Here is a 15,117-nt window from a genome sequence, read left to right as displayed (position 1 = left end):
AACGCTATTTACGCTTCAATTGTAGTTTTACAATAGCTCGAAATAAGGAGTTTGACACCAGTCAACTCCGCGGCGAAAACCTCAAACTTCATTGTCTTATCATCGCCAGCGACGCAATTATGGAATAGTTAGCTTCATTTGAAGTTTTAGAATTTAAAAGCGACCGAAAGGTCGCTTTTTTGTTTGTGTCACACCAGAAGAGTTCTAAACACACCTCATAGCGGTATTGTTTATATTTACGTCATTCCGGCAATGCTTTTGAGCCGGAATCCAGGTGTTGGCCTAGGTATTTAGTGTCATACAGTTTATTTAACTATAGTTAACAGCTACTACGATACTTGAGATAAACACTAAAACCTATAAATGGAAAAGCATTAAAACCTATAAATGGTATGACATTAAAACCTATAAATGGCATGAGGATATGATTAAGTTTTTTCAGAAATAGTAGATGGGTTTTAGGCTTCTCTTTTTTGTTTAGCGGATGTATTTCTTCATAAAGTGTCAATGAGCGCCATTGAGCCGCCAAAGATGCTCGAATGAGAAAATGCTGCTTACGGTCATCAAGATCTGACCAATTGATATGAATGATTGGTTGCTTCATTTTACCCACTAACAAATGTGTCATGCGGGTATAGACACACTCGATTTCACGATAAAGATTTGCATTACTACAGAGCCTATCAACACGCTTAATCTTATTTTTTTCATGGCTTTACTTTCAATATCACGGCCAAGTCCTGTGATAGAAAGCGAGCCACCGTTCATTGAGCTTTCAATGGCAGCAAACAAACTAAAGCGGAGTGTTTTGTGCGTTTTTTACGTTAACGGGGGCGGGGGGACAAGTGAGAGGCATTTTGATAAAACGTGTTTTGCATTCATGGCATTTACTCGTGGTAATTTTTGCTTGGCGATAAATTTGATCACCAAATGCCATGAATGTCCCTCAATTGTTAACCTATCTCATTATTTTTATTGTTTTTTTTGAGATTTCTCAGACTCTAACCCCCATTTATTCAAAATGGCTGGCTTGATTTTAATTCTTAGCATAAGCTGCTTGGTCTTAGCAGGTATACTTTTAGCATTACCACATATGCGACTTTGAACTGATTGTGATTCGGAAGTTGGCAGCGACAAAGAGTGTGCCAAACTAAAAGGCGAACTAAAAGACGAATGGACTTTAAATGAAGTCGCTCATCCCCCCTCAAGCTGCATATTCAAATTGGAACAAATAATGAAAATAGTTAAATTACTCCCTCTAGTATTACTCGTTTTTCTCGCTGGGTGCGAATTAATAGGACCTTCAGTAAGAGTATCTGGACCTAAAGTTATCGTTGATGACAGCTCAAATAACAATGGAACCCATTGTCCTCCTGGCCAAGCCAAAAAAGGCAAGTGCTAAAATATATCAAGTTATAGTATCGTCGCAGCAAGGTGCACGAACTGGCTATCTTCAGCTCGTGTGTAAAGCATTATTAAATAAGTGGGATCCCTCAGACTCTGCCCACTTATTTAATTGACCTCGGTCTATGATGTCATTCATACCCAAAACAGATAGACTAGCGCGCTTCAAATTAAATTAAATTAAATGAAAGGATTTCAATTAATGCATAAGCTAATACTCTTAACCGGTCTGGTACTGCTGACATCATGTGCTTCGAACACAAGTATCGTTGCCAATCAATCTATATCCCACAGCAATCCCATCTGCCTGATATCTGGAGTGCCTTCATCAGATATAAAATACACCGTTATTAGTCAGTTAAAGTATGCAAAAAATGGATATGGAAATATTAATAGCGTCCTGCCAATAATAGTGAAACAAGCACAATCCTTAGGTGCTGATGCAATTATTGACTACAACGGTGGTCATCGTTTCGGTTTTTGGCCATGGCAATTTATCAGACCTGTTGTACGTGGCACGGCTGTGACATGGGATTCACCAAATGATATTGACTGTAAAGCATTAGGTGGCACATTCGATACTCAATTGAAAGGCTCTCTTACCACTGATGTATAAAGGGAAGTGGTGGCTGAGCCTGAGGGATCCCCACTAATTTAATATCATGCTTGTGGATCCTTGATTAAACCTTGATAAATGGGGTCAGACTCTTAGATAAGTGGGGTCAGAGTAAACTTTATTCTATTACCTTAAAAGGGCGTCCCATTTTCTTTGGATGCATACTTTTACCTGTTAGTTTTCTATTTGGTCTCTAAATGTGTCGCTACCGATTACCATGTTTTTATTGGTTGCTTGACGAATATCGCTAATCATTTTTGCATCTAATTGATGCTGAAATAGGGCTCGATAAGATGATTGCCTTGCTTGAGAGTCGTTGCTTATTGAAAGGTAAACCTGATGTGGAGTACAAAGCTGGGAGGTCTTACCTAGGGCATTGATTTGATAGCTTGACCATACATAATTAGATAAGTGGGGTCGATATGATAGCTTGACCATACATAATTAGATAAGTGGGGTCGATATGATAGCTTGACCATACATAATTAGATAAGTGGGGTCGATAAGTGGGGTCAGAGTAAACTTTATTCTATTACCTTAAAAGGGCGTCCCATTTTCTTTGGATGCATACTTTTACCTGTTAGTTTTTCTATTTGGTCTCTAAATGTGTCGCTACCGATTACCATGCTTTTATTGGTTGCTTGACGAATATCGCTAATCATTTTTGCATCTAATTGATGCTGAAATAGGGCTCGATAAGATGATTGCCTTGCTTGAGAGTCGTTGCTTATTGAAAGGTAAACCTGATGTGGAGTACAAAGCTGGGAGGTCTTACCTAGGGCATTGATTTGATAGCTTGACCATACATAATCAGCAGGGTCATTAACCATATTTGCTCTTACAGGGTTGAGTTCAATATAACGATATAGTTGGATTAAGTACTCTTCAGTTTGCACTAAGCAAGACTTGAAACGACCTTCCCAAAGTGTCCCGGTACGTTTGTATGTGTAATTAAAATACCTCACATATTGTCTACCAAGTGATTGCATCATAAGGCTAACAGCATTCGCTTTTTGAGGAGTACAAAGCAAATGAACATGATTTGTCATAAATACCCACGCGTGAATATCGACATGAAATTTACGTGAGTATTCTTTTAGCCAGCCTGCATAGGCTCTGAAATCTTGTTCAGACGTGAAGCAAGCATGGCGATTATTACCTCGCTGAATAACGTGTTGAGGAATACCTATGGGGCAGACTCTAGGTTTTCTAGGCATGTGCAAGATCCATTTGCAAAGTGACTTGAGTTAAAGAGTATAGCTGACAATTTTAAGTTTACTCTGACCCCATTTATTTTCATATTCAGCAGGGTCATTAACCATATTTGCTCTTACAGGGTTGAGTTCAATATAACGATATAGTTGGATTAAGTACTCTTCGGTTTGCACTAAGCAAGACTTGAAACGGCCTTCCCAAAGTGTACCGGTACGTTTGTACGTGTAATTAAAATACCTCACATATTGTCTGCCAAGTGATTGCATCATAAGGCTAACAGCATTCGCTTTTTGAGGAGTGCAAAGCAAATGAACATGATTTGTCATGAATATCCACGCGTTAACATCAACATGAAATTTACGTGAATACTCTTTTAGCCATCCAGCATAGGCTTTAAAGTCTTGTTCAGACGTGAAGCAAACGTGGCGATTATTGCCCCGCTGAATAACATGTTGAGGAATGCCGATGGGGCAAATTCTTGGGGATCTTGGCATGTGTAACTTCCATGTTCAAAGTGACTTGAACTAGAGAGTATAGCTAAGAAATTTAAGTTTACTCTGACCCCACTTATTATAAGTTTACTCTGACCCCACTTATTATGACCCCACTTATTATGACCCCACTTATTATGACCCCACTTATTACTAAGCAAGACTTGAAACGGCCTTCCCAAAGTGTACCAGTACGTTTGTACGTGTAATTAAAATACCTCACATATTGTCTGCCAAGTGATTGCATCATAAGGCTAACAGCATTCGCTTTTTGAGGAGTGCAAAGCAAATGAACATGATTTGTCATAAATACCCACGCGTGAATTTCAACATGAAATTTACGTGAGTATTCTTTTAGCCAACCAGCATAGGCTTTGAAATCTTGTTCGGATGTGAAGCAAGCTTGGCGATTATTTCCCCGTTGAATAACATGTTGAGGAATACCGATAGGGGATACTCTAGGTTTTCTAGGCATGTGCAAGATCCATTTGCAAAGTGACTTGAACTAGAGAGTATAGCTAAGAAATTTAAGTTTACTCTGACCCCATTTATTTCTGACCCCATTTATTTCCGTTCATTGAGCTTTCAATGGCAGCAAACAAACTAAAGCGGCGAATTTTGTGTGTTTTGTGCGTTAATAGGGGGGGCAAGTGAGAGGCATTTTGATAAAACGTGTTTCGCATTCATGGCATTTACTCGTGGTAATTTTTGTTTGGCGATAAATTTGATCACCAAATGCCATGAATGTTCCTTTCTTTTTTACTTATCTCTTTATTTATTCAGTTCTTTTTTTGGGGATTCGTCAGGGTCTGACCCACTTATTCCGTGACCCAACTTATTCTGTATTAAATTATGGCTTTAGATAAAGCAGCTTCAACTCCACGTCAAAGCTTTCGATTTTGCCTGATGCGGTGTTGCTGTTGTAAAAAGCTGCATCGACAGCTTCACAATTACAACCTCATTGGCTTTTTTACGCTCTGATTTTTTCAACTAATTCTTTATCCCTCATTACCGTTTTAAGATGTTCCACCCATTTTTTTGTATAAAGATAATGATCAAAACCTTCTATAAATGCTGAAAACTCACCTTTAAAATTTGAGTTAACTTCTTGCGGTCTCGCATCAAAATACTTCCAACATCGAGTGTGCATACTCATGTTAAAATTAGGAAAAACCTCTTCGATAAGTGTCACTACCTTTCCTGGTTTTAGCTTGTAAGGTGATTCAACTCCCTTAATGAAAGCTATTCCTTGTTCGTAAAATTTTAGCTGTTCCTCACTAAGTCCTGCAACATTTACAAAGTCGATTGCAAGATCTGAAGTTTTTGCATGATTACCAAGTTTTGGGACTAAAAATGCCCTTAATCGGTATTGTTGGCTTTGAAAAACCTCCTCACTTAAGTCATTCTTAAATGTTTCCATATACTCACGAACTACTCGGTAGTTTTCTCTTTGAAGCTGTTTCATTGCTTGAATTTGAGCTTGTTCCGATATTCTTGTTAATTGCATCGCTATTGCAAGATTTGCACATAATGAGTATTCATCACCAAACTCTTCAACCAGTATGTTTTCGAAATTTGAAAGAGTTGATTGACATTCACCTGCTACAGCTAAATCGATAGCTGGTAAACTTCGATGTTCAATTTTATTTCTGAGACCAACCATGAATATTAGGCGACAATTAACTTGGCCGGTTCGCGACAACTAGCTTGTCCGGTTTTGGTAAGCTCTAGGCATACATAATTATTGAGAGATTTATATGCCTGGAAAAACCATAAATCAATCACAGGTTAACCTATATATGTCTTATCGTAATCAACCTAAACAGACTCAATCATCTGCAGCGGCTAAAGCAGGATTTTCATCCCGCACAGCCAGACGTATTGATTCAGGGCAGCACAACCCCCCTCCATTACCGCGTCAATACGCTACTCGAAAAGATCCGTTTAATGGTCTTTTTGAACAACATATTGTCCCACTGCTTGAAAAAGAACCCACATTACAACCCATTACATTATTTGAAAAACTCGAAGAAATCGCACCGGGGCAATTTGATCGCGCGCAACTTAGGACTTTACAACGCCGTATCAAGACATGGCGAGTCAAATACGGACCAGAAAAAGAGGTGATTTTCAGGCAACAGCATACACCTGGAGCGATGGGGATTTCCGATTACACTTGGGCTAATGAATTGAATATCACCCTCGCTGGCAGTGCATTTAAACACAAACTTTATCATTACCGCTTGGTTTTCAGTGGCTGGACTTACGTCGAAGTCATCTTGGGTGGCGAAAGCTTTGAGTCATTGTCATCCGGGCTGCAGAATGCCTTTTGGCAAAGTGGGGGTGTACCCAAAACCCACCGCACAGATAGCTTAAGCGCTGCCTTTAAAAACCACACACAAGCAGAAGTCCTCACAGAGCGCTACACCAAGTTATGTCAGCATTACGGTGTAAAAGCCACTCGAAACAATAAAGGTATAGCCCATGAAAATGGCGCAATTGAAGGCCCTAATGGGCATCTAAAGCGAAAGATAGCGCAGCAATTGCTATTGCGCGAAAGCCGTGACTTCCTGGATTTAAAGCAATACCGAGCATTCATCGATGCCATCGTCGCTAAAATAAATCGTCAATGTCACACGCGTTACATTGAGGAGTGCGCGTACTTGTCCGCCTTACCCGTCCGTCGAACGAATGACTTTTGTGAGCAGTACGTCAAAGTGACATCCAGCAGCACGATTTCCATTAAGCGTGTGACGTATTCCGTGCCATCACGGCTCATTGGCGTGACCTTACTGGCGCACATTTATGATGACCGCATCGTCCTCTTCTATGGACATGAAATCACATTAACCTTAGCGCGAATACACACGCAAGGCGCAGCACGTGGCCGCTCAATAGACTATCAGCACCTTATCCACGCATTGGCTAAGAAGCGCAATGCGTTTAAAGCATCACAACTTAGAGACGACCTTATACCTAAAGGCGATTTTTGGCAGTTATGGCAGGCACTCACCCGTGATGGTGTGACTGATACAGATTGTCATTATATGGTCGATTTACTGGTCATCGCTGCCAACTATGATTGTGAGGCTGCATTGGGCCGCTTCGTTCTCAGCGCATTTGAAGCAGGAAAAGCGGTAACGATAGATGAATGTCGACGCGTTTTCAGGCCTGATACGCTATTTACCCCCATGATTAATCGTCAACAACATAGCGTTTCAAGTTACGACGTACTGTTAGGAGGGCGCAATGGCTAACCCACTGAGCTTACCTATATTATTACAAGAGTTACGATTACCCGCGATAGCAAAAGCTTGGCCTGATATCGCGCTAAAAGCGGTGAAGGAGCAATGGGGGCCTGAGCTATTTCTCGCTCAGTTATGTGAAATAGAGGCCTCACACCGACAAGAAATACGCCTAAAGCGCTTACTGAAAGACAGCCAATTACCCATAGGGAAACAACTATCACAGTACGATTTTAGTGAAGTGACAGGGATTAGTGCCGTTCAAATCAAGCATAAAGCCAGTGAGCTCGGGTGGTTGAGGCAAGGCCACAACATACTGTTATTTGGTGCAAGCGGTCTGGGGAAAACACACCTAGCCGCCGCGTTAGGCTATGCCCTTATAGAGCAATCTGTTCGAGTTAAATTCACAACAGGAACCGCCATGGTGCAGCATCTACAGAAAGCGCGACAAGGTTTAGGACTAGAAGATGCGCTTAAAAAACTCGATAAATATGAGCTACTGATTTTGGATGACATTGGCTATGTAAAAAAGAGCGACAGTGAAAGTCAGGTTCTATTTGAACTCATCGCACATCGATATGAGCGCAATAGCTTGGTGATAACGACGAACCAGGTATTTAGTGACTGGGACAGTATCTTTGGCGACAATATGATGACGGTAGCTGTGATAGACAGGCTGGTGCATCATGCTGAAATTTACCGACTTGAAGGAGATAGTTACCGTAAAAAACAAGCTATGAAATTAAACGACAAAAGCGGCCAACTTAATTGACGCGCATAGGACAAGCTAGTTGACGTCTAACACATGAATTCAATATTTGCAATTTCTGCTTTTCCAGAGTCTAACCAATAGTGCTTACAGCACTTAATTAATTCCCAAGCTTTCTCCTCGCCATCAATAATTTTAGGGTTTCCATTGCTATCTAAATAATTGAAATTTATTCCTTTACTTGTAAATATCGCATGAAACAAAGCAGTGTAAGCAATAACAATATTAACGATAAAGCCAAATGTTTTATATTGAGTAAAAGGGTTGTTGTATGTTGATACTGCAAGTAATGCAAACTCTTTAGCTTTATCTAAAAGTATTCCACGAGAAGATAAATTTGTTGTTTCTTGAAGTTTTTGGCTATGTACGGCTCTGAATTCTTCCAAACTCATATATGCAAAGCCAGAGCTGGTATAATCTTTATTTATTCTTTCAATATATTGATGCCATCTTTTTGTTGGGTAGGTTCTACAAGTTTCTATCTTCCAATTTGTAGCTTTTGCTAGATCTTCAATGCTAAATGACTCACCAGTACGTTCTTTATTCACTAAAAATGTATAAGCTAAGTCCACTTTTTCATACTTATTAGCAACTCTTTTTTTTTGCGGAATGTTTTCCGGCAAACTCGAAAAAAAACTTGAGATTCTTTCAAAAATACCGGAACTCATTTTGTATGTTGAATAAAAATTTGTTTTAGAACCACATTCTTTAAGAGCACTATATAGTTCTAAATAAGCTTTATGTCTCCCAACTAATTGCCCCCATTGTTCAATAGCTTGGTTGCGAGCAGGTCCTGAAAATTGGCCTCCAGGCTTATAAGATTTATTAATCTGTTCCATCGCCTCTGAAAACGACCAATTCACATCTATGTACAAAATACCTCCTTAAAAGAGTAATTAGTAGGAAAAAGAAAACCTTGTAACTGCAAACACAACTACAGTCTCATGTAGGCTAAATCGAAAAAATTCTGTTTTGGCCTAATTGTTCTTTACAGTGTTTTATTAATTAAAGAGAAAGATCTAAACTTTCCCTTTCGATTTAAGATTGCCCTAGCTCAATATATTTAGAGACCTGCATCATTTTGCTGATCAATTTCTTTATCACAAACATCTTTATTGGAGAAGCTATACTCAAGCGCCAAATAGCCAGAATTAGTAGAATCGGCTTGAGCTATTAATGCTATAGATGATAAGTCATTGGGTAATGGTTTATCACTACCTTTCCAAATGGTCATTAAGTAACGGTCAGATTTCTTTAATCCCATCATCCAATCTTCAGGTTCTTTCCATAATGATCCTGGCATCAGAAAGTCATTACGTTTGTTTAAGCCATATCGCTGATTTAGCTTTGTTTCAAATTCATCAAAAGCACTTTTAATTTGTAAACCATATCTATTGGTCTCAATATTTTTTCCTACACCTTTTATCCAACATAATCCAGATTTTGCAGATATTTTTACAGCATATGTTTCAAATTCAGGATGTGGCACAGGAGGCTTTTTTAATAAGTAAATACCATTACCTGCCTGAGCTAATCTTCCATTGAACATATCTTTTGTCATTCCCATAGCCAAACCAAACGGTCCATCAGCAATCAACATAGTTTCATTTTCTATGTTTGGAGTAATTTCTGTTGCTGTATTTTTTAATTCAGGTTTATTTGACGTTGATAATTGGGATGCCGATGAACTGTCCGCTACAGTTTGATGAAGTGAAAAGCTTAGACCATATTTTGATATCAGATACTTCTGTTCCAGTAATGCAAGAGTTTGTTCTTGGGTTGCCACAGTAGATAAGCTTAGTGCAGCTAATAAACCACCGCTATAACTTTCAGCTTTATCTTTTGCTAAAAGTAATTGTGACTTAGCATGTTCAATTTCCGTTATTAAGCTAGCGGCTATTTCTTCAGATGGTTGAGTAACTGGAACTGTTATCGTAACTTTTGCACCAGATTCTATGCTTTGAATTCTTTGATTTATTATATCTCGAGTTAACTTTAAAGTTTCTTGGCGTACTTCTTTAGTCGCTTTGATTAACCCTCCTGAATATTCTGCTATTTCACTTGTTGCTATGCTTATCTCATTATCTATTTTTTGTAATTCTTGCTGTAGACTTATAACTTGCTGTTCTTCTTCTGGTGTCATTGTTTTTTTATAGTTACAAGAAAATAACAACATTAAAGGTATTAATATTAACAATGCTTGTCGTATTTTTTTCATACAAATATATCCTTTTACTTTACTAGTAGAGTTAGATTTATCTTTCATCATTTCCCCACCTCGCTCTTACTTAAACATCTCTGCGCCACTTGGTACACAATCGCATCGACTTGTTGTTGGCTAAGTGTTTGGGTTCGGACGGCTGGTATGGTTTTGACCAACTGCTTATGATTTAGGATGGGGAACGGTGGTCGAGTTTGGCTGGTGACATACCAGCCGGGGAATACTAATACTGGGCTGGAGAATACCTGTTGGCCGGTGGCTTTAGTGAGCCATTGGCTGACCCATTTTGCTTGGCGTTCGGCTTGTTCTATTGGTTTGGTTTCAGTCCACGATGGGAAGCATAAGCGGCCATCTTTATAAAATAGTTGGTAGTCTTTACCTTGGGTTGCGCTAGTCGATTTACTGTCGCGTTTGCGCTTGTGGCGGCCTTTGGTTTCGATTGCGAATACGCCATTTTTTCCTATGGCTAAATGGTCGATGTTAAAGCCGTCGGCTTGTATGTCGTGAAACACTTGATAGCCCAAAGCTTGTAAGCCGATTAGCTCATTGGCAGTAGCGATTTCTGCCGTGTGGCCTAGGCGTAATTTGGTGAGTTTGGAAAAGTTTTTCCACGTTTTGTGTCCGTAATATCCTAGGCCTATGATGACTATCGGGGCGAAAGCAGTTGGGAATGAGCTGTCGCTAATATGCTGAACGATACTTTCGTAGGCGAACGGAAACGTCACTACAATAACGGCCATTGTTAGGCCAGCGATTAGATCAAACTGTAAGTCTTGAATTTGTTGTTGTAAGCCAAAAGCTGGGATACGTTGAAGTTGTTCACGATCGACAGGTAGTTTTACCGTGTGGTCACGGTATTTAAGCATTAGGTGCATAATCAACACCATCAAAAACATGCCCGAAAGTAAGATGATGGTGGCGAATACATTGGTAAACAAGCTTGTCATTGTCGTCCTTGATATAAAACGAGTCTTATATGACTCGTTTTATAAATTTAATCGTTAACCAATAGCTCGACATTTTTTTAACTCAGCACTGTAAGCTTCAGTTAGTTCATTATGCTTACGCGTGAATTCTTTAATATCTTTGCGATATTTGGTTCTTATTTCAGCAGATTCAGCGTGATACTTTTCGCTTGTTTTTTTGCAGCCTAGTTTCACATTTTCAGCATCATTGAAATCCATTTCGGCTTTAACTTGTATTTCACTTAGCTGCTGTTGAGAAATTCGTTCGTAAGTTTTTTTTCCAATAAAGAGTTTCTTGTTATCAGGTGATAAGGCAATCGGTTGTATGCCCATAATGGATAATTTCTCATTATTATTTTGTAATAGGGTAGGTTTCGACGGCCTTATTTCTTTACCCCATAAATCTAACCCAGTTTTCTTTAGAATATTTTCACTAAAAAAATAATTATCACCATTTTTTGATATTTCTACAACTTTAAGGGCTTTACTATCAATAGGTTGCCAATAACCTATATGATTGTCCATTGAGTTACCGCCACAACCAATGAGCAAAATACTGATACAAAACACAAATAACTTCTTCATATGTTCTAACTTCCTTGTTGATATAAATAGACTAGAAATAAGTGGGTAGAGTAAATCTTTTAAAATCTACTTCTGTTCCCAATTTGTAACCTGAAATGCATCAAAAAGGGAGGGCGTTAAGCGGTGTGCTGCGGCTTTGTGTAAACGATAGCGCGGTGGCTATGGTTTCATCCCTGATTCTGATTTGATCACTTGTGTCGCTTTGACTGCATTCCTTGTGTGTTCAGACAATAACCGATTTTTACGCTTTTATTCAATCTATTTCTAACCATCTTGTGACTATTACGTATGTCAAAAATGTCATTGCAGAATAATGGCTTGTATCAGTGTGTATCTTAATGGGTTGCGGTAAAGGAAGTGCAAGATCAATAATGTTAGTCAGTTATGCTAGTTTGTTGCATTAAGCCAATAGCATTAATGGGTTAGCGTCACAGCTACCATTTTACCTGAGTGTGAAACATAAAAAGGCCTGCTTATTTTAAGCAGGCCTTTTGGGTTTAGTTTTCGCTGTTAGTCATGTTCACTTCAAAAACATCGCTTAAGCTAGTCACTATTTGGGTCTGTCACTTTCTACACAAGCCGTTTACAAGAGCAGTCTATAAAACTGTTTATAAAAGCAGTTATAAAAACAGTTATAAAAGTAGTTATAAAAGCAGTTATAAAAGCAGTTATAAAATCAGACTATAAAAGCGGTCTTAGAACTGGTTCATTGTGTTGTCTTTACCAGACGCTTTAAGCGCTTGGTCACCAGAGAAGTACTCTTTATGTGCATCACCCATATCTGAACCAGCCATGTTTTGATGTTTAACACAGGCGATACCTTGACGGATTTCCTTACGTTGAACATTGGCAACATAACCCAACATGCCTTGGTCACCGAAGTATTCTTTAGCCAAGTTATCGGTAGATAATGCTGCTGTATGGTAAGTCGGTAGTGTAATAAGGTGATGGAAAATACCTGCTTCACGGGCCGAGTCAGATTGGAAAGTACGAATTTTTTCATCAGCTTGGATTGCAAGCTCAGTGCCATCGTAATCAACACTCATTAATTGAGGGCGGTCGTAAGCTGACACGTCTTGTCCTGCTTTTTGCATCGCATCAAATATTTGCTGACGGAAGTTAAGCGTCCAGTTAAACGATGGCGAGTTGTTATACACAAGCTTGGCATTAGGAACAACTTTACGGATTTCGTTAACCATGCCACCGATTTGAGATACATGCGGCTTTTCAGTTTCAATCCACAATAAATCAGCACCATTTTGCAATGAAGTAATACAGTCAAGTACACAACGTTCTTCACCCGTACCTGCACGGAACTTAAATAAGCCATTTGGTAGACGAGCCGGTTTCACCAGTTTGCCACCTTGCTGGAATACCACATCACCATTTTCAAGTTTTGCAGCATCAACGGCTTCAACTTCAAGGAAGCTATTGTATAAATCGCCTAAATCGCCAGCTTCTTTAGTGACAGCAATTTTTTGAGTTAAGCCTGCACCTAATGAATCGGTACGCGCAACAATCACGCCGTCATCGATACCGAGTTCTAAAAATGCATAACGAACTGCATTAATTTTTGCTAAAAATTCAACATGTGGCACGGTGACTTTACCGTCTTGGTGGCCACACTGTTTTACGTCTGACACTTGGTTTTCTAATTGAATACAACAAGCACCGGCTTCAATCATTTGTTTTGCCATCAAGTAAGTGGCTTCTTCGTTACCAAAACCGGCATCAATGTCGGCAATAATAGGTACAACGTGGGTTTCGAAGTTTTCAATTTTGTGTTGAATCGCGGCTTTATCTGACTCTTTGGCACTATCTAATTCGCGGAAAAGACCACCTAGTTCACGAGCATCAGCTTGACGTAGGAAGGTGTATAACTCTTTAATCAAGGCAGCAACAGAGGTTTTTTCATGCATAGATTGGTCAGGTAATGGACCAAACTCACTACGCAGTGCAGCGACCATCCAACCTGAAAGATATAAGTAACGACGCTTGGTGGTTAAAAGGTGTTTTTTAATCGAAATCATTTTTTGTTGGGCGATAAAACCATGCCAGCAACCTAAAGACTGAGTGTACTGCGATGAGTCCTTGTCGTAGTTGTCCATGTCTTCACGCATGATCTTGGCAGTGTACTTTGCGATGTCTAACCCAGTTTTAAAGCGATTTTGTAGACGCATACGAGCGACTGACTCTGGATTGATGGCATTCCATGCACTACCTTCCGAATTAATCAAGGTGGCAGCTTCATCGATATTATTTTTGTAGTGAGTCATGTGTTTATTCCTTAACAAATAGATTAGCGGCAATTGATTACGTTGAAAATAATAGCTAGACTTGGTTAAATAAACCTAATTTATACTTACTATCTTCGGTATTCACCATATGAATGTATCTCGTATCGACTTGAACCTCCTTGTTTATTTAGATGTTTTACTACGTGAAAGAAATGTTACTAAAGCGGCAGACCAGCTTGGGATCAGCCAGCCTGCAATGAGTAACGGCCTAAAACGCTTACGAAACTTGTTTGATGATCCCCTACTTATTCGCACTAGTCAGGGCATGACACCGACCGAACGTGCAAATGAATTACAACCCATTATCAGTGAGTTGATTATTGGGCTGGAAAAAGCCGTACAACCGCGTGCCAATTTTGATCCACTGGAAAGTGATAAAGTCTTCCGTGTTATGGCAAGTGATTATGCTGAAGCGACGTTAATTCCACCGCTCATTGCTAAGCTTCGTACTCAAGCACCCAACATTATTTTAGATATCATGACCCCAAGTGATGTCAGTTTCCCTGATGTAGAACAAGGAAGAGTCGATATGGTGATCAACCGTTTTGACAGTATTCCGCAATCATTTCATCAAAAAATATTGTGGAGTGATGATTTTAGCTGCCTGATTAGTAAGGGTAATCCTGTTTTAAAGAAGTTTTCTTTAGACAGTTATTTAAAAGCTAAGCATGTGTGGGTGAGTAAAACAGGGATGGGTGTTGGGGTAGGGATGAACCCAGATGATGTTCAGCGTTTGGGCTGGGTAGATGAAGCATTAACGCGAATTGGTGTGAAACGCCAGATCACCGTTTTTACACGCCATTATCAAACCGCCTGTTTGTTGGCTGAGCAACAAGATTTGATCGCAACCATACCAAGTAAGATGGCACGTCATCACATCAATAATGAACGGGTGAGCATTGTTCCGCCGCCTTTTATTATTCAACCCATCGCCTTGACTATGGCTTGGAGCCCTTTGCTTCAACATAATCCCGCGCATCAATGGATGCGACAACTTATCACTAAAACCGCAGAAGATATAAATAGAGGGGATGTTTAACCTTATTGTTATTGTGATTTTTAGTTACGTATATGTTGCAAATTAACCAAAAAACACCACTTTGCCATATCTTTGGTGAATAGTGGTGATAGTAAGTATAAATTGGATAAATAAGATAGCTTTGATATAGAGTAAAGTATTACTGCGTATGAACAGTAAGCTGTTAACAGTGGAATGAGTTTGCGCGAGTTATTTATGGCTAATGCTTATGACTGGAGATTCGGGACTAATGATTTGAGGCTAATGATTTAGGGCCAATGATTTAAGGCA

General features: G+C 39.4%; 11 protein-coding genes and 3 pseudogenes. 4 read left to right on the top strand and 10 right to left on the bottom strand.

Annotated features, from left to right (window positions below; translation table 11 throughout):
* Positions 1 to 430: 430 nt before the first annotated feature.
* Positions 431 to 882: pseudogene (locus tag HNW13_RS10420) on the bottom strand (IS4 family transposase); the annotation flags it as partial.
* Positions 883 to 1,606: 724 nt separating this feature from the next.
* Here HNW13_RS10420 and HNW13_RS10415 point away from each other — a divergent pair.
* On the top strand, positions 1,607 to 2,020 hold the full coding sequence (locus HNW13_RS10415) for a hypothetical protein (RefSeq protein WP_192115517.1): 414 nt from the start codon (positions 1,607 to 1,609) through the stop codon (positions 2,018 to 2,020).
* Between the two features lie 524 nt (positions 2,021 to 2,544).
* Here HNW13_RS10415 and HNW13_RS10410 read toward each other — a convergent pair.
* From HNW13_RS10410 to HNW13_RS10395, 4 genes and pseudogenes are all read right to left on the bottom strand, one after another.
* Entirely contained in the window at positions 2,545 to 3,237 is a 693-nt protein-coding gene (locus HNW13_RS10410) for a transposase (RefSeq protein ID WP_192115519.1), read from the bottom strand.
* Between the two features lie 69 nt (positions 3,238 to 3,306).
* Positions 3,307 to 3,729: pseudogene (locus HNW13_RS10405) on the bottom strand (transposase); the annotation flags it as partial.
* 148 nt (positions 3,730 to 3,877) lie between these two features.
* Positions 3,878 to 4,201: pseudogene (locus HNW13_RS10400) on the bottom strand (transposase); the annotation flags it as partial.
* Positions 4,202 to 4,696: 495 nt separating this feature from the next.
* Positions 4,697 to 5,389: a DUF3644 domain-containing protein gene (locus HNW13_RS10395; RefSeq protein ID WP_192115522.1), complete on the bottom strand. Its 693-nt coding sequence runs from the start codon at positions 5,387 to 5,389 to the stop codon at positions 4,697 to 4,699.
* Positions 5,390 to 5,483: 94 nt separating this feature from the next.
* On the opposite strand from HNW13_RS10395, the gene istA reads away from it, so the two are divergent.
* Together istA and istB are read left to right on the top strand one after the other, a co-directional pair.
* Positions 5,484 to 6,983 (top strand): IS21 family transposase, encoded by a 1,500-nt coding sequence (gene istA, locus HNW13_RS10390; RefSeq protein WP_192114609.1) that lies wholly within the window; start codon positions 5,484 to 5,486, stop codon positions 6,981 to 6,983.
* Complete coding sequence (gene istB, locus HNW13_RS10385) at positions 6,976 to 7,743, top strand: IS21-like element helper ATPase IstB (protein WP_192114610.1); 768 nt, start codon at positions 6,976 to 6,978, stop codon at positions 7,741 to 7,743. The genes istA and istB overlap by 8 nt, the downstream gene beginning before the upstream one ends.
* Positions 7,744 to 7,769: 26 nt before the next feature.
* Here istB and HNW13_RS10380 read toward each other — a convergent pair whose 3' ends face one another.
* The 5 genes from HNW13_RS10380 to HNW13_RS10360 all read right to left on the bottom strand — a co-directional run bounded on the left by HNW13_RS10380 (position 7,770) and on the right by HNW13_RS10360 (position 13,787).
* A complete protein-coding gene (locus HNW13_RS10380) occupies positions 7,770 to 8,615 on the bottom strand; it encodes a DUF3644 domain-containing protein (RefSeq protein WP_243756240.1) in 846 nt (281 codons plus the stop codon).
* 188 nt (positions 8,616 to 8,803) lie between these two features.
* The gene (locus HNW13_RS10375) at positions 8,804 to 10,009 is read right to left on the bottom strand and encodes a hypothetical protein (protein ID WP_192115524.1); all 1,206 of its coding nucleotides are present in this window, start codon (positions 10,007 to 10,009) and stop codon (positions 8,804 to 8,806) included.
* Positions 10,006 to 10,908 (bottom strand): nuclease-related domain-containing protein, encoded by a 903-nt coding sequence (locus HNW13_RS10370; RefSeq protein WP_192115526.1) that lies wholly within the window; start codon positions 10,906 to 10,908, stop codon positions 10,006 to 10,008. The genes HNW13_RS10375 and HNW13_RS10370 overlap by 4 nt, the downstream gene beginning before the upstream one ends.
* Before the next feature lie 54 nt (positions 10,909 to 10,962).
* Positions 10,963 to 11,511 carry a hypothetical protein gene (locus tag HNW13_RS10365; RefSeq protein ID WP_192115528.1) on the bottom strand — a complete coding sequence of 183 codons (549 nt, stop codon included), beginning with the start codon at positions 11,509 to 11,511 and terminating at the stop codon, positions 10,963 to 10,965.
* Between the two features lie 695 nt (positions 11,512 to 12,206).
* The gene (locus tag HNW13_RS10360; protein ID WP_192115530.1) at positions 12,207 to 13,787 is read right to left on the bottom strand and encodes an isocitrate lyase; all 1,581 of its coding nucleotides are present in this window, start codon (positions 13,785 to 13,787) and stop codon (positions 12,207 to 12,209) included.
* A 109-nt stretch (positions 13,788 to 13,896) separates the two neighbouring features.
* Between HNW13_RS10360 and HNW13_RS10355 the strand changes: the two genes are divergently transcribed.
* Positions 13,897 to 14,847: a LysR family transcriptional regulator gene (locus HNW13_RS10355; RefSeq protein WP_182744573.1), complete on the top strand. Its 951-nt coding sequence runs from the start codon at positions 13,897 to 13,899 to the stop codon at positions 14,845 to 14,847.
* The last annotated feature ends 270 nt before the right edge of the window (positions 14,848 to 15,117 follow it).

The sequence above is a fragment of the Shewanella sp. BF02_Schw genome (assembly GCF_014596695.2).
GTDB lineage: Bacteria > Pseudomonadota > Gammaproteobacteria > Enterobacterales > Shewanellaceae > Shewanella.
The sequence above is the reverse complement of the archived record's forward strand: the minus strand, read 5'-3'. Positions and strand labels throughout refer to the sequence as shown.